General features: G+C 66.9%; 17 protein-coding genes. 6 read left to right on the forward strand and 11 right to left on the reverse strand.

The genetic code is table 11. The features are described 5' to 3' along the window. Nucleotides 1-97 precede the first annotated feature (97 nt). The 4 genes from AMD14_RS25455 (at nt 98) to proP (ending at nt 3,067) form a co-directional block, all read left to right on the forward strand. The gene (locus AMD14_RS25455; protein ID WP_016848949.1) at nt 98-223 is read left to right on the forward strand and encodes a hypothetical protein; all 126 of its coding nucleotides are present in this window, start codon (nt 98-100) and stop codon (nt 221-223) included. 92 nt (nt 224-315) lie between these two features. Next, the gene (locus AMD14_RS01025) at nt 316-714 is read left to right on the forward strand and encodes a host attachment family protein (RefSeq protein WP_011050095.1); all 399 of its coding nucleotides are present in this window, start codon (nt 316-318) and stop codon (nt 712-714) included. A 20-nt stretch (nt 715-734) separates the two neighbouring features. Next, nucleotides 735-1,064: a thioredoxin family protein gene (locus AMD14_RS01030; protein WP_011050096.1), complete on the forward strand. Its 330-nt coding sequence runs from the start codon at nt 735-737 to the stop codon at nt 1,062-1,064. A gap of 512 nt (nt 1,065-1,576) precedes the next feature. Continuing rightward, nucleotides 1,577-3,067, forward strand: a complete 1,491-nt coding sequence (gene proP / locus AMD14_RS01040; RefSeq protein ID WP_015462711.1) for a glycine betaine/L-proline transporter ProP — start codon at nt 1,577-1,579, stop codon at nt 3,065-3,067. Between the two features lie 337 nt (nt 3,068-3,404). Here proP and AMD14_RS01045 read toward each other — a convergent pair whose 3' ends face one another. After that, the gene (locus AMD14_RS01045; RefSeq protein WP_015462712.1) at nt 3,405-3,878 is read right to left on the reverse strand and encodes an SRPBCC family protein; all 474 of its coding nucleotides are present in this window, start codon (nt 3,876-3,878) and stop codon (nt 3,405-3,407) included. Nucleotides 3,879-4,048: 170 nt separating this feature from the next. Here AMD14_RS01045 and AMD14_RS01050 point away from each other — a divergent pair, with 170 nt between their 5' ends. Then, a complete protein-coding gene (locus AMD14_RS01050; protein ID WP_005930121.1) occupies nt 4,049-4,840 on the forward strand; it encodes an EcsC family protein in 792 nt (263 codons plus the stop codon). A 171-nt stretch (nt 4,841-5,011) separates the two neighbouring features. Further along, nucleotides 5,012-5,668, forward strand: coding sequence for a DUF938 domain-containing protein (locus AMD14_RS01055; RefSeq protein WP_040107717.1), 657 nt, complete (start codon nt 5,012-5,014; stop codon nt 5,666-5,668). A gap of 251 nt (nt 5,669-5,919) precedes the next feature. On the opposite strand, the gene AMD14_RS01060 is transcribed toward AMD14_RS01055, so the two are convergent. The 10 genes from AMD14_RS01060 to AMD14_RS01105 form a co-directional block, all read right to left on the reverse strand. After that, the gene (locus AMD14_RS01060; RefSeq protein ID WP_011050100.1) at nt 5,920-7,896 is read right to left on the reverse strand and encodes a carboxypeptidase-like regulatory domain-containing protein; all 1,977 of its coding nucleotides are present in this window, start codon (nt 7,894-7,896) and stop codon (nt 5,920-5,922) included. Further along, entirely contained in the window at nt 7,868-10,141 is a 2,274-nt protein-coding gene (locus AMD14_RS01065; RefSeq protein ID WP_015471542.1) for a hypothetical protein, read from the reverse strand. Before AMD14_RS01065 ends, AMD14_RS01060 begins: the two co-directional genes overlap by 29 nt. Further along, entirely contained in the window at nt 10,138-11,337 is a 1,200-nt protein-coding gene (locus tag AMD14_RS01070) for a BatA domain-containing protein (protein WP_011050102.1), read from the reverse strand. The genes AMD14_RS01065 and AMD14_RS01070 overlap by 4 nt, the downstream gene beginning before the upstream one ends. 43 nt (nt 11,338-11,380) lie before the next feature. Further along, nucleotides 11,381-12,277: a DUF58 domain-containing protein gene (locus AMD14_RS01075; protein ID WP_011050103.1), complete on the reverse strand. Its 897-nt coding sequence runs from the start codon at nt 12,275-12,277 to the stop codon at nt 11,381-11,383. Between the two features lie 13 nt (nt 12,278-12,290). Beyond that, nucleotides 12,291-13,283: an AAA family ATPase gene (locus AMD14_RS01080; RefSeq protein WP_003487936.1), complete on the reverse strand. Its 993-nt coding sequence runs from the start codon at nt 13,281-13,283 to the stop codon at nt 12,291-12,293. 130 nt (nt 13,284-13,413) lie between these two features. Next, nucleotides 13,414-14,232, reverse strand: coding sequence for a DUF4159 domain-containing protein (locus AMD14_RS01085; RefSeq protein WP_011050104.1), 819 nt, complete (start codon nt 14,230-14,232; stop codon nt 13,414-13,416). Beyond that, nucleotides 14,229-15,563: a TldD/PmbA family protein gene (locus tag AMD14_RS01090; protein WP_003487940.1), complete on the reverse strand. Its 1,335-nt coding sequence runs from the start codon at nt 15,561-15,563 to the stop codon at nt 14,229-14,231. Before AMD14_RS01090 ends, AMD14_RS01085 begins: the two co-directional genes overlap by 4 nt. Before the next feature lie 14 nt (nt 15,564-15,577). Continuing rightward, complete coding sequence (locus tag AMD14_RS01095) at nt 15,578-17,212, reverse strand: TldD/PmbA family protein (protein ID WP_003487942.1); 1,635 nt, start codon at nt 17,210-17,212, stop codon at nt 15,578-15,580. Between the two features lie 430 nt (nt 17,213-17,642). Next, entirely contained in the window at nt 17,643-19,271 is a 1,629-nt protein-coding gene (locus AMD14_RS01100; protein ID WP_015462716.1) for a TldD/PmbA family protein, read from the reverse strand. A gap of 367 nt (nt 19,272-19,638) precedes the next feature. Next, a complete protein-coding gene (locus AMD14_RS01105; protein ID WP_005921233.1) occupies nt 19,639-20,028 on the reverse strand; it encodes a hypothetical protein in 390 nt (129 codons plus the stop codon). Nucleotides 20,029-20,272: the final 244 nt, after the last annotated feature.

Consider the following 20,272-nt stretch of genomic DNA (forward strand, 5'->3'; position numbering starts at 1 on the left):
GACGTAGCGCACGGGATGACGCCGCGTTGCCGACAGGACGCCAAGCAAAAAAACAACACCTGCGCTCGCCGTCGCGCGGGTGCGGACCGGCTGCGGCATGCCTTCCATTTCCGACACGCTTCCGGAAAGCCAGCAGGCGCTACGCGTCATCGCGCGTTTTTTCAGCGAGCATCTGGAGCTGCCGTCGCCGCAGTTTCGACGCGCAGCACTAACGCGCTGCTGACACCGGCTAGGCGCAATCCTTACATCTTCTCACCTAGGTTGAGGCCGACTGGCGCTGCACTTGCAGCGTCGACATCGACCAGGAGAAACCGGATGAGTCTGCAAATTCCTCAGGGCGCCTTGGTAGTGGTGGCCGACGGCGGCGAAGCCCGCTGGTTCACCAATACCGGCAACGAAGGCAAGGTCGTGCTGCGCCAGCACGCGCGCACCGACGTGCAGAACGTCGATGACGACGGCCCGGCCGGCAAGGCGCCGCAAGATCTCACCGAAACAGACCTGGACGAAATGACATTCGCCAAGCAACTCTCGCACGCCTTGAACGATGGCGCCTTGAAGCACGAATACACGCATCTGGTGCTGGTGGCCGACCCCACCACGCTGGGCCGCGTGCGCCCGCTGCTGCACAAGGAAACCCAGCAGCGCCTGGTGGGCGACCTGGCCAAGGATCTAACCAACCTGCCGCTGGAAGATATCCAGCGCGCCTTGTCGTAATCAAGCGGAGCATCCAGACGATGGGGTTTGTTCGCGAGTACGCCGCCCAGGCACCGGAACGCAGCGCGGTGGAGGCACAGGCCGGTTTGCAGGTCCTGGAATTCGGTACCGACTGGTGCGGCCATTGCATTGCCGCGCAGCCGCTGTTGCAAAAGCTGTTGGGCGGATACGACGCGATCGATTACCGCAAGATTGAAGATGGAAAAGGGCGGCCGCTAGGCCGCTCCTTTCGCGTCACATTATGGCCCACCATCATCCTGCTGCGCGATGGGCAGGAATTGGCGCGTGCAGTCAGACCGCAAACGCGTGAGGATCTGCAAGACCTGTTATCGGTGCTGGATGCAGCCTGATTGCGCGCAGCATCGTATCGCCCCGAGATGCGCTTGCACGGCGCTGAGAATGGCTCACGACAGTTGGGCCTGACGCAGGCGCAGCAGTTTTCCTATTCGCTGTAACAAGCGAGCATCCGATGCGTCGTGCTGCTTCAGGTGCTACGCAGTGCAGAGCGCGCGCGACACCGTCGCAGCGGATGCGTAGAGCGAACGGGCACGTGCGCATCGCGCACCAGTACAGACGAATCGGCCAGAAACAAGGCGTTTTCCGCGCCTGGCGCCGTCGCGCCTGCATCAATCGACCGGCTGTAGTACCATAGCGCGCTGATCAAGCCCTTGGGCAATGCCCATCCCTTGGTCGTCTGTCCCGCAGCGCCGTTGAATCCACGCGGCCGTCCGGGAATGCCTCCGGTGTCATCCAGTGCAATGCGCTTGCGTGATGTGCCGTGTCCTGTGCGTTGCCAGGGCGAGCGGGTAGCGACGGCCTGCGCCCGGCGAGATATCCCGGGCGCAATTTACGGAGACCATAGATGCACGATGCCCGCGCGATGCGTTCGCACTTTGGCTGGTTCAAACGCCGCCGCCAGCTGCAACTGGATGAGGTCACCGTGGTGGACCGCAGCATGCTGCGCAGGGCCGTCGGCGCTGCGGCGCTCGGCAATGCGATGGAGTGGTTCGACTTCGGCGTGTACGGCTATCTGGCGGTGACGCTGGGCCAGGTGTTCTTCCCGGCAAGCAACCCTACCGCACAATTGATCGCGACCTTCGCCACCTTCACCGTGGCCTTTCTGGTGCGGCCGATCGGCGGCATGGTCTTCGGACCGCTCGGCGACCGCTACGGGCGCCAGAAAGTCCTGGCCGCCACGATGATCCTGATGGCGCTGGGCACCTTCAGTATCGGACTGATTCCGGCCTACCAGCGCATTGGCCTGTGGGCGCCTGCACTGCTGTTGCTGGCGCGCGTGCTGCAGGGATTTTCCACCGGCGGCGAATACGGTGGCGCGGCCACCTTCATTGCCGAATACGCCACCGACCGCAATCGCGGCCTGATGGGCAGCTGGCTGGAGTTCGGCACGCTGGGTGGCTACATCGCCGGCGCCGCCACCGTGACCGCCTTGCACATGAGCGTGACTCCGGCGCAGATGCTCGATTGGGGCTGGCGCGTGCCGTTCCTGATCGCCGGGCCGTTGGGGCTGCTGGGCCTGTACATGCGCATGAAGCTGGAGGAGACCCCGGCATTTCGCGCCCATACCGAACAATCCGAACAGCGCGAGCGGCAGACCGCCGCGCAGGGCCTGACCACGCTGCTGCGCCTGCATTGGCCGCAACTGCTCAAGTGCGTGGGCCTGGTACTGGTGTTCAACGTCACCGACTACATGCTGCTGACCTACATGCCCAGCTACCTCAGCGTCACGATGGGTTACGCCGAGAGCAAGGGCTTGTTGCTGATCATCCTGGTGATGCTGGTGATGATGCCGCTCAACATCGTCGGTGGCATGTTCAGCGACAAACTGGGCCGGCGGCCGATGATCATCGGTGCCTGCATCGCACTGTTTGCGTTGGCGATCCCGTGCCTGTTGCTGGTCGGCAGCGGCAACGATGGGCTGATCTTCGCCGGACTGATGCTGCTTGGCCTGGCCCTGGTGTGCTTCACCAGCTCGATGCCGTCCACCTTGCCGGCGCTGTTCTACACGCCGGTGCGCTACAGCGCGTTGTCGATTGCCTTCAACGTTTCGGTGTCGTTGTTTGGCGGCACCACGCCGTTGGTCACTGCCTGGCTGGTGGAGCGCACCGGCGACCCGCTGGTGCCGGCCTACTACCTGATGGGCGCAGCGGCGATCGGCTTGTTGACCATGCTGTTCGTGCGCGAAACCGCAGGATTGCCGCTACGCGGCTCGCCGCCGGCGGTGGCCAGCGATGCCGAAGCGCGCGCCCTGCTGCAGGCCGACAGCCCGGTGACGGTGGATGCGCAGTTGCCCGTCACCACCGCAGCCTCGATGGGCCAACCGCGCACGGCGTGAGTTGTCAGCTTTTCCGCACGACATGCATCCGCGCCACAGGCGCATATCGTGCTGTTGCAGCAACCGGTGACATAACGCAAGACGCGATGCCGGCGATGGCGCTGCGCATCGCTGCCAACTTGAAGGCGGGGCGAAGGCCGAAATGGGCGAAGATGACGCGATGAGGGCTAACACACCGTCGCCAGCGACCGTTGGCAATCTGCGCAGCAGCTTTGTTGGCTGTTCTTGTTCGACACGCACAGGATGGATTGAAACTTCGCCAAGTTTCAGGTCGGCACGCTGTTGCCCGTGATCGAGGCAGCGCGTTGACCGATGCTGCGGCTCGCCGCTGCCGCCTTTAGCGCGGGGTGTGCGGGTTCTGCGCTGGCAACTCGGGCATGTGCATATCGGCCGACGGCGCGCCTTCGCCGGTTTCCACATAGCGTTTGAGGCTGCTGCCGAGAAAGAAACGCCAGCCCCGCGCGCAGGCCTCCTTGCACGGCGAATCGCGGTAGCCGGACTGCACGAAATCCACCTGCGTGCCCTGGCTGATGGAGCGCAGTTCAAAGCGCATCACCGTGCCTTTCCAGGCATCGGTGTCGAGCATGTTGGAGTCGTGGCAGCGCCAGCACACCAGTTGGTGATCGGCGCCTTCATCGATACTCAGTTCCACGCGCCAGCCCTGCCGGCTCCAGTCCAGGCGCACCAGATCGTCGGCCAGGCTCACTTCGCGGGTCCACCAACGCGCAAGCTGCCTGGGCTCGGACAACGCAGCGCAGACCACTTCCGGCGCGGCGGCAATGACGATGCTGTGGCGGATCTCGCAATTCATCTGGTGAGCATTCGCTGCTTGGACGCCGATGATTTCCGCATTTTAACAGCCAATTGCGCTGCGGGCCCAACAGGGTCCAGTTCGCTTGTGCGGCACTCACATCGCGCTGGGTACCATCGGCCAGGTCCCAACCATGATGAGCAGGCATGACAACGCTTCCGATACCGGTGATGGACGCTGCCGCGCAGCGCGATCTGGCCACGGCCCACGCATTGCTGGAAAACCCCGGCGTGGCAGCGCAACTGGCCAATGCGCTGGGCGCGCCGATCGAGAGCCTGATCACCAAACGGCTTCCCAAGGTGGTGACCCGCAGCATCGACGGCGTGACCCGTCGCGCGCTGCAGGTGGCGATGAAATCGGCGTTGCTGAGCCTGCGCGGCAAGACCGATGCGCAGCAACCGGCATCCACGACGCGGCATACGTTGGCGGTGGCGGTTTCCGGCGGCGCAGGCGGGTTCTTCGGCCTGCCGGGCTTGATGGTGGAGCTGCCGGTGACCACGACGGTGATGCTGCGCTCCATCGCCGATATCGCCCGTGCCGAAGGCGAATCGCTGCACGACCCGGAAACCGCGCTGGCGTGCCTGGAAGTGCTGGCGCATGGCGGCCGCAGTGCCAGCGACGACGGCGCCGAATCCGGCTACTTCGCAGTGCGTGCGGCGATGGCGCAGCAATTGAGCGCCGCGGCCAGCTACGTGGCCGCGCACGGCTTCGCCAGCAAGGGTGCACCGGCGCTGGTCTCGCTGGTCTCGCGCATCGCGGCGAAGTTTTCGGTCAACGTGGGCGAAAAACTCGCCGTACAGGCGGTGCCGCTGGTCGGCGCGGTCAGCGGCGCCACGCTCAATACCGTGTTCATGCGCCACTTCCAGGCGATGGCGCGCGGACATTTCATCGTGCGTCGGCTGGAGCGTCGCTTCGGCGAAGAAGCGGTGCGGCGTGCGTATGAGGCCTTGCCGCCGCGGTGATGCGTACCGCTGCATGCGAAGGTCAGGATAGCTGCGAGGTCATCGTGCAGTGGGTGCGCAGCCATGGATGACGCTCGCAACGCAGTGCGGGCGAAGGGCAGCGGCATCCTGTTCACCGAACGGTTGCCGCCGAGCGATTCCTGCGCGCGACAATCGCCACAACCACGGCAGATGCCGATGATGCCCAAACCGTTTTCGCCAGCGTCCGCGCGCAACCGCGACCCGATTCTCGAGGTACTGCGCACGCATTTTGCCGACCGGCAGCAGGTGCTGGAAATCGGTGCGGGCACCGGACAACACGCAGTGCATTTCGCTGCGGCGATGCCGTGGTTGCAGTGGCAGGCCAGCGATCATCTCGAGCATCTTGCCGGCATGCGGCAATGGCTGGACGAGGCGGCACTGCCGAACACGCCGCCACCGATTGCACTACAGGCCGTGCCCACGCCCACGCCCGGGCTCGCACCGCCGCCCAGCCTGCCGGTGCTGGTTGGCGGCCAGCACGGCTTCGATGCGATCTACAGCGCCAATACCTTGCACATCATGGGCTGGCCGCAGGTGCAGGCCTTGTTTGCCGGCCTGCCGGCGGTGATGGCGCCCGATGCGGTGCTGGCGATCTACGGGCCGTTCAACCGCAATGGGCAATTCACCAGCGACAGCAATCGCGCCTTCGATGCCATGCTGCGCGAGCGCGACCCTGCCTCGGGTATTCGCGATGCCGAAGCGGTGGATGCCTTGGCGGCATCGGTGGGGTTGCAGTTGATCGACGATGTCGCGTTGCCGGCCAACAACCATTGCCGGGTATGGCGGCGCGTGACGGTGGTGAGTTGAATCGCCGGCACTGCTGAGCGTAGTGGATGGGCATGTTGTTGGGTCGGCGCAACGTCTCACCGTGTAGCCTGCGCATCTGCGTGCGGAGGCCAACGCGCGTGCGTAATACGATGCGCAAATGACGCACCCGCAAGCCGTCTGCTTTGAATCGCATCGCGAGATTCGAGACCACGCGTGTCTCTGTGCAGTAGGCTATTGCGTCCTTGGCAACGTCAATCTGCAACGCTGCCTTTCATACGTTCAAGCGCTTGTTACGGCACCCGTTGCGAAGCTCGCCTTCGCTCAAACCACCACAGCGCTGCGGCCACGCTGAGCCAGGCCAGCAGCCACGGCCAGCGCGCGCCGGGTTGTGTGGCAGGTGTGGCGATGGGGGCGAAGGGAGTGCCGCCTGTCAGCGCACTGGTCGCTGCGCGCAGTTGCTGGGCGTACATGGCTTGCGCGTCGTTGGGCGCGCGCACATAGAGCCAGCGTTGCGTGCTGCTGCTCTCCAGGCGATGCCAGCCGGGGGTTGCCGGCCAGTAGCCGGCACAACGCGGCCCATTGCCATTGCGCTCCGGCAGTAATGGGTGGCGCGCCCGGTCAGGGTCGGTCACCAAGGCGTCGGCGCGCAGGTCGCACAGCGTGATGCGTTGTTGCGACCAGCCTTCCTGCACCGGGGTGGGTAGCGCACCGCCCGGGCGGGCGACCGCGGCAGACAACTGCGCCCAGAGCGCGGCGTGCAGATCGCTGCGGCCGGCCAGCACCAGCGCGAAGCTGTCTTCGACCAGGCCGATGCCGATGCGGCCGCGGCCTTGGGCGCGCCACCAGCCCAGGGCGCTGCCATCGTCGGCGCGGGCGGCGATCAGGGCGTCGGTGGCTTGCGGTTGCAGGTCGCGACGTTGCAGCGGCGCCAGCGTCGGGGCGTCGCCGGGGCTGCCGGCAGGGTCGGCAGGTGCGGCAGGTGCGGCCGGCGGCGAGAGTCGCTGCGGTGCGGGCACCGGGCGGCTGGTGCCGCCGCCGCTGACGCCGAGGCCGAGCTCGGCCAGGGCGGTGCGTGTGCCGGCGTCCAGCGGCCCGTCGGTGCGCACCAATACACCCAGGCCGCGCTGGATCGCGGCGCGCATGGTCTGGCGCTGCGCAGTGCCCAGTGCGACCGGGCGGCGCGGGTCGACGATCAGCAGGTCCAGCCGGTCCAGGCTGGCCGCATCCAGCGCGGCGCCCTCGCCGAGCTGCACCCCGGGGCCGACCGCGATCTGGCTACGCACGTCCAGCCCGGCATCGCTGGCCCAGCGGCGCAGGTACTTCAGTTCCGGCTGCGGCGCGCCGGCCAGGAGCAGCACGCGCATAGGCGGCACGGCAGCGATCAGCACCGGCACCTCCACGCGGCTACGTTCTGCGCCGGCGGCATCGCGTGCACGCACGGCGAACAGCACCTGGCCCGGCGCGCGCGCCAGGCCGCGCAGGCGCACGCGGCCGGCGCGGTTGGCCACGGCGCTGTCCACCACCTGCCCGGCCGGATCGAGCAGTTCCACGCGCGCGTCGGGTAGGCCTTGCACCTGCGCGGCCACCGCAATGGTGTCGCCCGGGGTCACTGGCGGCGGTGGCGACACCGCGACCACGCCGCGTGGGGCGGGATCGAGCGTCAGCCGCAGCGGGATGTTCAGGCCCTCACGGTCGCGGGCGGGCAGGCCGCTGCCATGCACGACCAGCGCCGTGGTGCCGGGTGCGCGCCGCAGTGCGGTGGCCAGGTCCGGCACACGCATCACGCCCGGTAATGCAGGTGCCTCGGGCAAGGCGACCCAGCGCGCTAGGTCGCCAGTGGAAACCTGCCCGGCGGCGGTGCCGGCGGTGGCGACATGCAGTTCCCCATCGGTACCGGCGCGTGGCGGGGGCAGCAGCACCGGATAGAGCAATGCAGCGAGCAACGGTTGGGCGGCGAGCAGCAGCCAGAGCCGGGTGCGTAAATACGGTTGCCGTTGGTGCGCCCGCACCAGGCGTATGCAGCCGATGACGGCGATCAGCAGCAATGCCGCGCCGAGCAACCAGGGCAAGGAGAGCGTCATGGTTGGTGCTCCCGGCGCAATGCGTCCAGAGAGCGTCCGTCGTGCAGCGTTGGCGATGCGGTCCTTGCGCACGACAGCGGACCGCTTGCTGCCAGGTCTACAGACACCGTCGGTCCGAACGACCGCTGCACCGGAAGAAGGCGGATCGGGGTGGGACTCACGGCTGCATCTCCTGCCGCAGCGCATCCAGGTAGCGCTGGCCGCGCGGGTCGGGCGCGGCGCGGCGGTGTGGTGCTGCCGGCGGGGCGAGCAGGGTGCGCCAGACCTGGGCGCGCAGCTGGGCGCGGCAACGGGCGCAATCGGGTTCGGCGCGCAGGGTTTCCACGGCGGCGGCCAGGCCCAGCGGGTCGTGCAGGCGGTCTTGCTGGGTCTGCAGCCACTGCGCGTAACGGGCCAGGGTGGCGTCGGACACGGGGGCTGCCTCGCCCAACGCATCCCACAGCTGCAGCGCGGACGGGTCCGGGTCCGGGCGGGTGTCCAGCCCGGCGGCGCGGTCGCCCAGGCCGGTGCGATCGCCGCTCAGCCGGCGGCTGGGGTCGATCGGCGGCAATTGCGTGCCCACGCGCGCCAGGTAGATGCGTTCGGCCTGCTGCACCTGCTTGATGAAGCCCAGCGCCTTGTTGGCGTACGGCAGCGCGCGCTCCGGGTGGCCCTGGCGCAGCTCGCCTTCGGATTGCCACATCTGGTCCAGCGCGGCGCGCAGCAGGGCGCGGGTCTGCGGGTCGAGCAGGGTGGCGGCTTCGGCGTGGTCGTGGGTATGGCCGAATTCGGCCAGTACGTTTTCCGCCTGGCCGAAGCTGCTGCGCTCGGGCCGGCCGTTGCTGCCGCCGTGATCGTGGTCGTGGTCGTCGTCCAGTGCGGCAGCGCCGGGTGTGGCGGCGTGGGCGTCATGAGCGTGATCGTCGTGGTCATGCCCGGCGTGCGTGTCCGAAGCAGCGCCGGGTGCGCTTGGCGCATCGGCTGTGGGCATGTCGGCGGTGGGCAAATCGTCGGCCGGGGCGTCGCTGGTGGGCGGCGCGTCGGCAGTCGGCGGCCCTTGCGGCGCGCCCTCGCTTTCTTCGCCCAGGAACTGGCCGTAGCGCAGCCGCAGCAGGCGCTGGTCCACGCCGATGGCGTCCGAGCGCTTGAGGAAGGTGGCCGCCTCCAGGCGCGGTTTCTCCTTCAGCAGCGCCTCGGCGTCGATGATGATCTGGCGCTGGCTGCGGAAGTAGGCCGGCAAGGTCTGCTTGACACTGGCTTCCAGGCCGGCGGCCATGGTTTGTTCGGGCGGCGGCCAGCGCAGGATCACGCTGGCGCTGCGGCCTTCCTGCGGGCCGGGCTGGCGGGTGTCGTGGACGATGAGCTGGGCAATCAGGTCGTCGCCCGCGGCCATGCCCAGCGCGTGCGGCTCCAGGGTGATGGCGAAGCCGCGTTGCCTGGCCGGGCCACTGCCGGTCAGCGTGCGGCGCTGGGTCCTGAAGGTGATGTTTTCGCCGCTGCCCTGGGCCAGAGTGAGGCGCAGCTCGGCGTTGGTGGCCACCGCGTAGTCGTCGCTGGCCTCGAAGCGCAGCGTCCAGGTGCGGGCGGCCGGGGACCACAGCACCAGGCTCTGCTCGGGCGCGAGCACGCGCACCTGCGGTGGGCGGTCGGGCAGCACGTCCAGTCGATGCAGCTGGCGGTCGGCCGGCGCGCCGTCGATGAGGATGCGGTACAGGCTGGCGCGCTCGGCGACCCAGTGGCCTTGCCAGATATCGCCACGGCCTTGCCGGGCCAGCGCGACGGTGCTGCCGTCGGTGAGCCGCACGGCCACGCTGCGCGGCGCAGGGCCGACCTGCAGTTGCCAGTCCAGCCGGGTGCCGGCCGGCACTTTCGCATCCAGGCCGGGCAGGCGCGCGGCGGGCAGACCGGTGTAGGCCGGCGGGCTGCTGCGCAGCTGCGCCTGCCGCAGCGTGGGCGCGCCGCTGCTGGCACGCGCGGCGGCCACGCGGTCGGTTGGCGGGGTGCGGTGGGTGGCCGGTTGTGGCCACAGCAGCAGCGCGCCACAGGCGAGCACGCCCAGCACGCTCCAGGGCCAGGCGCGGCGCCACGGCCAGGCCGGGCGCAGGTCGCGCGGGCTGCTGCGCAGGCGCTGCTCCAGCCGTTGCCGTTGCAGGGTCTGCAGCGGACCGAGCCGGGTGGCCGGGGCGAACAGCAAATCGCTGCTGTCTTCCAGATCTGCATCGCGATCCAGCCGGTGGATCAGCCAGCTCTGGTCGAGCCGCCGCGCGGCCAGCAGGGCCACGCCGCCCAACGCCAGCAGGCCCAGCAGCAGCGCCACCACGGCTGCCTGCGCACCGGCGCGCCACGCCAGCGCCGCCGGCACCGCCGCCAGCGGCAGTCCGAACAGCAGCACGCCTGCGGCCTGTCGCCGCCGTGCCGCCTGCCACGCCCGCTGCAGTGCCGGCGTGCTCATGCGGGAGTGGACCGGCGCGGCGCGGTGGCCAGCCAGCGTTCGAGCGCGAACAGCAGCAGCACCAGGCCGATTAGCCACGGCGCCAGCGGCCACGGCGCCGTCGTCAGGCGGCTGGCGGCACCGCGTTGCGGTTGCTGGGTCTGTGCCAGCGCGCGCTGCGGTGTGGGCAGCGGCTGCAGGGCGTCGTGCAGGCGGGTGGGGAAATCGGCATCCAGCAGCGCCGGCAGTTGCTGCGGCTGCAGCGGTGCGGCCCAGCGCAACACGCGTCCGCGGCCGAGCGCTGCGGCGTCGAGCAATGGCTCGCCCGACGTAGCCTGTTGCACGGGCTGCAGTGTCGCGGCGAGGTTGGGCGGGACGGGTGTCTGCGCTTCCAGCACCAGCCTCCCACCGGCTGCGACCCAGGCCATCACCGGCGCCGGTGGGGCACTGCGCGAGAGCCATGCCACCACGGTGCCGGGCTGCCAGCGCGAAGGCTGCGCATCGGCCGGCGTGCCCACGGGCAAGCTGCCCGGCAGCGCCCAGGCGGCGTGTACGGCGCGCAGATAGCGCAGGGCCGGCGCGGCGCTGTCGTCGGCAATCGCCTGCAGGCGCAGCGGCGCGGCAGCGGCGGGCGCCGCAAGCGGCGACTGGCCGGGCACGATTTGCCACCGCACCTGATGCGACAGCTGCAGCCGTTGCGCATCCAGCGGGCCCCACTGGGCCGGCACGATCACGCTGAGCGCCGCATCTGGCGGCAGGCTGGCATCGAGCTCGCGCAACAGGCTGGAGACCGGTTGCGTCGCGCCCGCGGGCCTAGCGAGTGTCTTGTGGGTATCGGCATTGGTATCAGCATCGACCGGCGGGAAGCCCGGCGCCAGCCATACCCATTGCGCGTCCGCGGCGTGGCGCAGCTGGCGTGCGGCGGCCACATCCACCCCCGGGCTGAGCGCAATGCGTGGGCGTGCATCGTCATGGCCGCGCACGGCCGGCTCGGCCAGCAGCAGCGCCACGGCAGCGAGCAGCAGCAAGCGCACCAGCAGCAGCGGCCATTCGTCCAAGCGCACGTGGTGGCGTGGGCGCGGCAGCGCACGCAACCAGCGCAACGCGGCGAAGTCGGTCGGCCGGTGTTCGCTGCGCCGGGCCAGATGGATCAGCAGCGGCAGCAGCAACGCGGCCAACGCCGCCAGGCCGGCGGGGAAAAGCAACAGCAAGTTCATCGCGGCACCCGCCTGGCGACATGCTCGCGGCCGACCTGCCAGCTCATCGCTGCGCGCCTTGCCCGAACAACTGGCGCAACGCCGCGTCGGGTGCAGCGTCCAGATACTGCAGTGCATGTGCGATGCCGGCGGCCCGCCAGCGCGCCTGTTGCGCGCGTTGTGCAGCACCGAAGCGTTGCAGATAATCGGCGCGCATGGCCGCGCCATCGCCCAGCAATTCTTCGCCGGTTTCCGGATCGCGAAACCGGTGCCCGCCGCTGAAACCGAAATCGCGTTCGTCGCAGGTCAGCACCTGCAGTTGCATGACCTGGCGGCGTGCGGCAGCGAGTTTTTCCAATGCAATATTCAGGTCTTCGTCGAAGCCATCGCCGATCGACAGCACCAGCGCATGCGTGGCGATGCGTTCCCACAGCGGGCGTACGGCGGTCATGCCCGGCCAACGCCCCCCAGCGCGCAATCCATGCAGGGCCAGCCATAGCCGGTCGCGTTGACGCGGCCCGGCGCCGGCCGGCACTGCCACCAGCCCGCCGCCGTGTACCGCGAACAGGCCGACCTGATCGCCCTGCTGCAGCGCGATCTCTGCCGCGCAGGCCGCCAGCGTCGCCATGGTGTGCAGACGCGTGCCGCCGGGGCGCGCGTGATCGGCCTGGCCGGCGGAGGCAGTGGCATCGAGCACCAACCACAGCGTCAGCGGGCTTTCGCGCTCGGCTTCGCGCACGAAGAAGCGGTCCGAGCGCGCGTAGAGCTTCCAGTCGATCTGGCGCAGCGCATCGCCCGGTTCATAGGCGCGGTATTGCGCGAATTCCAGCCCGGCGCCACGGCTGCGGCTGGCGTGTTGGCCGATGTCGTGCGCACCCTGTGCGTGACGCGCACGCAGCTGCAGACCACGCAGGCGGCTGCGTACGTGGCTGGGAATCAATGCCGGCACGTCCACGCTCACGCCGCGCTAGGCCTCACGCCGGGAATGGCACGGCACGCAGCAATGCGGCGACCACGTCGTCGGCCGTGCGTTGTTCGGCCTCGGCGGCGAACGAGAGCAACAGGCGGTGGCGCATCACCGGTGCCGCAAGCGCCACCACGTCTTCGCGGGTGGCCGCAAAGCGGCCATGCAGCAGTGCGCGCGCCTTGGACGCCAGCACCAGCGACTGCCCGGCGCGCGGGCCGGCGCCCCATTTGATCCACTGGCGCACTTCGTCGCTGGCTTGCGGGCCGGGACGGCTGGCACGCACCAGCCGGTTGATCCAGGTCAGCAACTCCGCGCCCACATGCACCTGCCGCACATGCTGTTGCAGCGCCTGCACGCTAGCGGCATCCATCACCTTGGGCACCTGCGCGCTTGCGCTGCCGGTGGTCTGGGTAAGGATGTCGCGCTCTTCCTGCTCACTGGGGTAATCCACCCGCACATGCAGCAGGAAGCGGTCCAGCTGCGCTTCGGGCAATGGGTACGTGCCGGCCTGTTCGATCGGGTTTTGCGTGGCCAGCACGAAGAACGGCGCCGGCAGCGCATAGGTGGTGCCGGCATAACTCACCGTGCGTTCGCTCATCGCTTCCAGCAATGCGGCCTGGGTCTTGGGCGGGGTGCGATTGAGTTCGTCGGCCAGCAGCAGATTGGTAAAGATCGGCCCTTGCTGGAAGCGAAAATGCCGATGCCCGGTGCCGTGGTCTTCTTCCAGCAACTCGGTGCCCAGGATGTCGCTGGGCATCAGGTCGGGGGTGAACTGCACGCGGCGGAACTGCAGGTCCAATGCCTGCCCCAGCGAGCGCACCAGCAGCGTCTTGCCCAGGCCCGGCGCGCCTTCCAGCAGGCAATGGCCGCCGGCGAGCAGGCCGATCAGCAATTGCTCCACCACCGCGTCCTGGCCCACCACCGCCTGGGCCAGGGCGGCGCGCAGCGTGCCCAGCTGGGAGAGCTGCGCGGCGAGGATGTCGTTGTTGGGGGAGGTCATGGGCAAGTCTCGCTATAGGGTTGCTGGTGTAGGAGCGCGCTTGCGCGCGACGCTTCACCGGTACATCTTCATCGCGCGCAAGCGCGCTGCAAGGTGTCGATCAAAAGGCATCGCGATCGACATGCGGCGATCAATTGGTCAGCGCATACATCACGATGTTCACGCCGAACTTGGTGTTGTCTTCGGCCAGAAAGCGCTTGTTGCGCCAGTCGTAATCCCACTCACAACCGTAATCCTTGTTGCTGTAGAGCACCCCGAGGCGGCCATCGATGCTGATGCCTTTGAGATAGTCGTGCACCAGGTCGTCGCCCCAGCCATTGAGCTCGAAACCGGTTGCCGGCGGGCCATCGGGAAAGGTGAAGAATGCGCGATAGAGCCGATGGTTCTTGGGGAGTTTCTGCAACGCCGTCTTGCCGAAGATCGAGGTCATCTGCGCTTCGAACGAGGTGGCGAACAGGCCATCGATATCGTGATTGCAGTCGTCCACGAACACGAAGCCGCCGTTACGCACATAGCGCTCGAAATTGCGTCGCTCGGCCGGATTGAACTCCACCAGCTTGTGCCCGGACAGATAGCAGAACGGTGCCTGCAACATGCGCGGGTCGGCCAGATCCAGCACGTGTTCCTGCGGATCCACGCGCAGCTGGGTGTAGTCGATCAACGAGGTGATCAGGTTGGACGGCATGCGCGCATCCACATCCCAATCGCCGGAGTCGTAGCGCAACCGGGTGAACCAGAAATCGTAATTGCCGGCCGCGCGCGCGCGCTGCGGCAGCGCCAACGCAGCGACGCCACCAAGCAACAGGCCAAGGAAGTGGCGGCGCGGCGCGGACGACGCCGAGGCGCGTGGACCGGAAACAGGAGGTGCAGGAAAAACATCAGGCTGCGGAGAGCTTGCTGCGCTCTCCGACTCCCGACTCCCGACTCCCCAATCCCGGTCTTCAGTCACACCGCATCCGACAACGAGGTAAACGTGAAGTCCCGCAGCCGCATCGGCGGAATCATCATCACGAAGTTGGATTCGTCGCCGGCCACGCGCACCGGCTTGCCCAATTCGTCGATGTTGTTGAGCATGATCACCGGCGATTCGTTGAAGCGGAAATTCTTCACCGGATATTTGATCTGGCCGTTCTCGATGTAGAAGGTGCCATCGCGGGTGAGCCCGGTCAGCAGCACGGTCTGCGGGTCGACCATGCGGATGTACCAGGTGCGCGTGACCAGAATGCCTTTCTCGGTGCCACGCACCAGCTCGGCGATGTTCTTGTCGCCGCCGGCCATCAACAGATTGCCCGGCTCGCCGACCGCACGCTTGCCGTTTTTCTGCGCCCAGAAGCGCGAGTACTGCAGGTTGGCGATCTTGCCGTTTTCCACGATGGCCATCTTTTCGCGCGGCAGGCCTTCTTCGTCCCACGGCATCACTGCCGCACGCGGGTCCCACGGGTCGGCGGTGATGTTCACGCGCGGGTCGTAGACCTGTTCGCCGAGCTTGTTGCCGCCACCTTTCTTGGACAGGAAGCTGCGGCCTTCGTCGGCGCGGCGCGCGTCGAAGAAATTCATCATGAAGGAGATCAGGCCTGCGGCCGCCGCCGGCTCCAGGATCACCGTGTACTTGCCCGGCTCCAGCGCCTTGGCTTCGGCCGAATCGCTGGCCTTGCGCATCGCGATGCGGATGTCCTGCTCGGCCTTGAAGTCGGCGGCATCCTTCAGATTGCGGCCCACCCAGCCCGAGCCGCGGCCATCTTCGGTGCGCACGGTGCAGGTGTAGTCGAAGCGCGCACCGCGCTGATAGCCAAAGTTGCCCTTGCTGTTGGCAAAAGCGGTAAAGCTCTGGCCGTCTTCGAGGAAGCCGGCCGCGATCAGGCCCTTGCCCTTGCACGGGGCGATCGAATCGGCGGCCACCTGCGCGCGGAACGCCGGATCGATCGCTGCCGTGGATTCGCTGAAGGTGGGGCTGGGCCTGTAGGTCTGCTTGTCGACCGCCGGCATGAATTCCGGGTTTTCCGGTGCCAGCTTGGCCAGGTCTTCGGCACGGCGCACCACGCGCTCCAGCGAGGCGTCGTCGAACTCGTTGATGGTGGCCACGCCCACCCGCTTGCCGAACGCCACCTGCACCTGCAGGTCGGTGTTGTCGACGATGCCGCTGGTGGACACGTTGTTGAGCGCAAAACGGATATTGCCGTCGATCGAGCCGGTGAGGGTGGCGGTGCACTCGTCGGCCTTGGACAGCTTGATGACCTTGTCCAGGATGGCCTTGGCCTGCGCTTCGGTAAGGATGCTCATGTGGGTTTCTCCTGTCAGCCGAGCGAGCGGGCGGTGCTGATGACGTTGATGCCATCGAAGCGGGCGGTGGACGAACCGTGCGAGACCGCCGAGACCTGGCTCGGCTGGCCCTTGCCGTCGAAGAACGAACCGCCCAGGCGGTAGTCGCGCTGGTCGGCCACGGCGCTGCAGGCGTTCCAGAATTCCGGCGTGCGGATCTGGTAGGCCACGTCTTCGAGCATGCGGGTGATGGCGCCGTTCTTGATTTCGTAGAACAGCTGGCCACCGAACTGCGCGTTGTAACGCTGCTGGTCGATGGAGAACGAGCCATCGCCGATGATGTAGATGCCGTTTTCCACGTTCTTGATCAGATCGCTCACGCTCAGCGGCGTCTTGCCGGCGGCCAGCGACACATTGGCCATGCGCTGGAACTGCACGCTCGACCACGAGTCGGCATAGCAGCAGCCATCGGAGGCGGTCTTGCCCAGGATATGCGCCTGATCGCGGATGGCCTGGTAGTCCACCAGCTTGCCGTCGCGGATCAGGTCCCACTGCTTGGTCTTGACGCCTTCATCGTCGTAGCCCACCGCGCCGAGGCTGCCTGCTTGCGTCTTGTCGGCGAGGATATGCACCTTGTCGCTGCCGTACTGGAAACCGGCCTTGAGCTTGTCCAGCGTGGCGAAGCTGGTGCCGGCGTAATTGGCTTCGTAGCCGAGTACGCGGTCCAGCTCCAGCGGGTGACCGATCGACTCGTGGATGGTGAGCCAGGTGTGCGAGGGATCCAGCACCAGATCGTACTTGCCAGGCTTGACCGAGGGCGCCTTGAGCTTTTCCTGCGCCTGTTTGGCCGCCGCAATCGCATCTTCCTTCATGTCGTACGACAAGCCGTAATTGACCACGCCGTTGGGCGAGACGAACTTGCCGGAGGCGGCGCCATCGAGATATTCATAGCCCAGCCCCATCGGCGCGGACAACCCGTCGCGGGTGCGGAACTTGCCGCTGGCCTTGTCGATGGCGGTGACGCTCATCGGGGCCCAGATGCGGTGCACGTCCTGGTCGATGTAGGAGCCGTCGGTGCTGGCGAAATATTTCTGCTCGTTGACCACGAACAGCATCGAGTTGACGAAGTTGGCGCCGGCCGCCGTGGCGGCGGCATTGACGCCCAGCAGCAGGTCCACCTTGTCCTTGATCGGCACGTCCATGGCGTTTTTCTTGATCGGCGTCTTCCAGCTCACCTCGCCCACGCCCGGCGTCGGCGCCAGTTGCACCGGCGTGCCCTGCACCTTGGCATTGGCCTTGGCGATCGCCGCGGCCTGCGCGGCGGCCTTGGCCACGCCCTGCTCGGTGAGCTCGTTGGTGGCGGCAAAGCCCCACGCGCCGCCCACGATGACGCGGATGCCGGCACCGATGGACTCGGTGTTGACCACGTTCTGCACCTTGTCTTCGCGGGTGATCACGAACTGGCGCAGATAGCGGCCGATGCGCACATCGCAATAGCTCGCTCCGGCCTGACGCGCCGCGTTCAAGCCGGCATCGGCCAGACGCTTCTTGCGGCCCACATCGAAGGGCGTGAGCAACTGCTCGGCGGCAATGGCCTTGCCGAAGTAGGCCGGCACGATCAGCCCGCCCATGGTCAGCCCGGTGAGGGCCAGGAAATCACGTCGCTGCACGGGCAACTCCCCAATAGTCCCGCGCGGCGCGCAGGTGGTGTGGTGACACGCACATGGCTCTGCGCGCGGTATCGGCCGATTCTTGCCGGGCGATGAACGCTGCGTCAAATGACTTTCGGCAGGGGTGCATATGCAAACGTTGGCCCGTATGAAGCCGGTGGCACTCCCGGCTTGCGTTGATGCGTGGCGAGCGCGGCTGGCGGTGCGACGACTATTGCCGCGCGTTGGAGACGCAGACTGATTTCTTTCTCAACGAAGGCCGAGCAACAAAAGAGCTTCACCAGACCACCGACCAACTGTCTGGCGCGGTGAGGGCAACGTAGCTTGGACTGACCAGGTTTGGCGCATGCCAAGCGAGTGCAACAGATGAAATCGTAGCGTGTTGATGTGACTAGAAACATCAATCGCAGCGCAACTGATCCACCGACAATCACCCCAACGAACGCGCGGTATTGATCACATTGATGCCATCGAAGCGCGCGGTAGACGCGCCATGCGACACCGCCGAGACCTGGCTCGGTTGTCCCTTGCCATCGAAGAACGAGCCACCCAGGCGGAAATCGCGTTGATCGCACACCGCGCTGCAGGCATTCCAGAATTCCGGCGTGCGGATCTGGTACGCGCCATCTTCCACCAGGCGCGTGACCTGACCGTTTTCGATCTCGTAGAACAACTGCCCGCCGAACTGCGCGTTATAGCGCTGCTGATCGATCGAATACGAACCGCGCCCATGGATGTACAAGCCGCGCTCCACGTTCTTGATCATCTCGGCAACTGCCAACGGCGTCTTGCCCGGCGCCAACGACACATTGGGCATGCGTTGGAATTGCACGTTCGACCACGAATCGGCGTAGCTACAGCCATCGGACGCGGTCTTGCCGAGCAGGTGCGCCTGATCGCGCGTGCACTGGTAGTCGACCAGGATGCCGTCCTTCACCAACTCCCACTGCTTGGTCTTGACGCCTTCATCGTCGTACCCCACTGCACCCAGGCTGCCAGTCTGCGTTTTGTCGGCGAGGAAGGTCACCGCATCGCTGCCCCAGCGGTAACCGGCATCGCGCTTGTCCAGTGTGGCGAAACTGGTGCCGGCGTAGTTGGCCTCGTAACCGAGCACACGATCGAGCTCCAGCGGGTGCCCGACCGACTCATGGATGGTGAGGAACAGATTGCTCGGGTCGATCACCAGATCGTACTTGCCCGCCTTTACCGACGGTGCGGCGAGTTTGGCGCGCGCCTGTCTGGCCGCGGCGATCGCATCTTCGCGCGCGTCGTAACTGTGCCCGTAACCGATCAGCCCGCCCGGCAACTGGTGCTTCTGCTTGGCATCGCCATCCAGATATTCGTAGCCCATGCCCATCGGCGAGGACAACCCGTCGCGGGTGCGGAACTTGCCGCTGGCCTTGTCCACTGCGGTGACGGTGAACGGCAGCCACAACCGGTGCACATCCTGATCGATGTAGGAGCCATCGCTGCTGGCGAAATATTTTTGCTCGTTGATCGCAAACATGCGCGAGGCCACGAAGGTGGCGCCGGCGTTGAGCGCAGCGGCGTTGACGTCCATCAGCAGCGCCACCTTGTCCTGCAGCGGCACTTCCATGGCGTTCTTCCTGATCGGCGTCTTCCAGCTGACCTGCCCGGCCGCCGTGACCGGCGCCAATTGCACCGGCGTGCCGCCCAAGCGCGCATTCGCCTTGGCAATGGCCACCGCCTGCCGCGTGGCGATGGCCACGCCATCGCTGGTCAACGTGTTGGTGGCCGCGAACCCCCAGGCGCCATCGGCCAGCACGCGCACGCCCACCCCGCTGGATTCGGCATTGACCACGTTCTCCACCTGCGCCTCGCGGGTGATCACGAACTGACGCAGATAGCGCCCCACGCGCACATCGCAATAGCTGGCACCGGCGGCCTTGGCGGTGGTGAGCGCGGCATCGGAAAGGCGGCGGTTGCGTGCGGCATCCACTGGCGCAAGCAACTGCTCGGCGGCGATCAGCCGCGTATTGGGCAGCAGCAACCCGGCGGCACCGATGCCGGACAAGGTGAGAAAGGTACGACGATCCACGTGCGGTCTCTCCAATCGATGCGTGCAGCGCGAGAGGCGCACACCAGTATCCGAGCGTTACCGCGGACACCGATTTGGTCAAGTGCTACCGGTGTTCGATCCAAACAATTGCCTGCAACGCAAACCGGAACTGGCCTGCAATAAGCGAACGCGAGCAAGCCTGAATCGCATGCATGGCGGTGGCCCGCGACGACGCAGCCTTGCCTCGGCTGCGGATACAGCGGCGCTTTAGCAGGGCGTGCGCGCGCCGTCCATCGTGCGCAGGGAACATCCGATGACATCCCCGGATCACTGCGCTGCACATGGGCGCATGCGCATCATCGAACAGTGCCGCAAGCATGTCGACGCCCGGCACTTGAGCGCAGTCTCAGGGCATCGCGCTGCGCCGAAGCTTTCGGTCCAGCAGATAGCCGAGTACGCCGCCCAATGTGATTGGCAGCAACGCGTAAACCGGAATGAAGATCAGCGCCAATGCCGACTGTGCATCGGCGCGTAAATCGACGGTCGCATGCGCCCAGGCGAGCACTCCAAAGCCGATCAGGCACGGCACCAACAACGCAATCGGCCGGCGGTACAAGAAGCTGATGCCAAGCAGCGCACTCCAGGCGATCGCATTGAACCCACCCAACAACAGCCAACCGCCCAGGCCGACATCGGTGTATTGCCGTACCCACTCCAGTCCAAATGGCAAGCGTGCTGCGTACGGCAGCACCACGCCGGCGATCACAAGCAAGAGGCGAGCGCTAGCGAAGGTCATACACCGCTTTCCCTCTCTGTCGAAAAGAACACGCAACATCAAACACAGTATGAATGCACTGCCGGTGTCGTTGGTCGAATTGATCTGTCTGCGATGCCGTCGCTTGCGGGCCGGCTCGCAGTGGCCAGCGCTCAGGCCTGCCTGCATGGAGATGATCCATCAGCGGGGGTCATAAACCAAGACACCCGCGCGGGGCGGGTGTCTTGGTGGGATCCAGTTTGCGTGCCTTGCGAGCGGTACCCGC

It is taken from the genome of Xanthomonas citri pv. citri, assembly GCF_000961215.1.
Taxonomy (GTDB): Bacteria; Pseudomonadota; Gammaproteobacteria; order Xanthomonadales; family Xanthomonadaceae; genus Xanthomonas; species Xanthomonas cissicola.

Excerpts from the sequence above, each read along its gene's own strand:
- AMD14_RS25455 (WP_016848949.1), top strand. The coding sequence starts at position 98 with ATGCCTTCCATTTCCGACACGCTTCCGGAAAGCCAGCAGGCGCTACGC.
- AMD14_RS01025 (WP_011050095.1), top strand. The coding sequence starts at position 316 with ATGAGTCTGCAAATTCCTCAGGGCGCCTTGGTAGTGGTGGCCGACGGC.
- AMD14_RS01030 (WP_011050096.1), top strand. The coding sequence starts at position 735 with ATGGGGTTTGTTCGCGAGTACGCCGCCCAGGCACCGGAACGCAGCGCG.
- proP (WP_015462711.1), top strand. The coding sequence starts at position 1,577 with ATGCACGATGCCCGCGCGATGCGTTCGCACTTTGGCTGGTTCAAACGC.
- AMD14_RS01045 (WP_015462712.1), bottom strand. The coding sequence starts at position 3,878 with ATGAATTGCGAGATCCGCCACAGCATCGTCATTGCCGCCGCGCCGGAA.
- AMD14_RS01050 (WP_005930121.1), top strand. The coding sequence starts at position 4,049 with ATGGACGCTGCCGCGCAGCGCGATCTGGCCACGGCCCACGCATTGCTG.
- AMD14_RS01055 (WP_040107717.1), top strand. The coding sequence starts at position 5,012 with ATGCCGATGATGCCCAAACCGTTTTCGCCAGCGTCCGCGCGCAACCGC.
- AMD14_RS01060 (WP_011050100.1), bottom strand. The coding sequence starts at position 7,896 with ATGCGCTGCGGCAGGAGATGCAGCCGTGAGTCCCACCCCGATCCGCCT.
- AMD14_RS01065 (WP_015471542.1), bottom strand. The coding sequence starts at position 10,141 with ATGAGCACGCCGGCACTGCAGCGGGCGTGGCAGGCGGCACGGCGGCGA.
- AMD14_RS01070 (WP_011050102.1), bottom strand. The coding sequence starts at position 11,337 with ATGAACTTGCTGTTGCTTTTCCCCGCCGGCCTGGCGGCGTTGGCCGCG.
- AMD14_RS01080 (WP_003487936.1), bottom strand. The coding sequence starts at position 13,283 with ATGACCTCCCCCAACAACGACATCCTCGCCGCGCAGCTCTCCCAGCTG.
- AMD14_RS01090 (WP_003487940.1), bottom strand. The coding sequence starts at position 15,563 with ATGAGCATCCTTACCGAAGCGCAGGCCAAGGCCATCCTGGACAAGGTC.
- AMD14_RS01105 (WP_005921233.1), bottom strand. The coding sequence starts at position 20,028 with ATGACCTTCGCTAGCGCTCGCCTCTTGCTTGTGATCGCCGGCGTGGTG.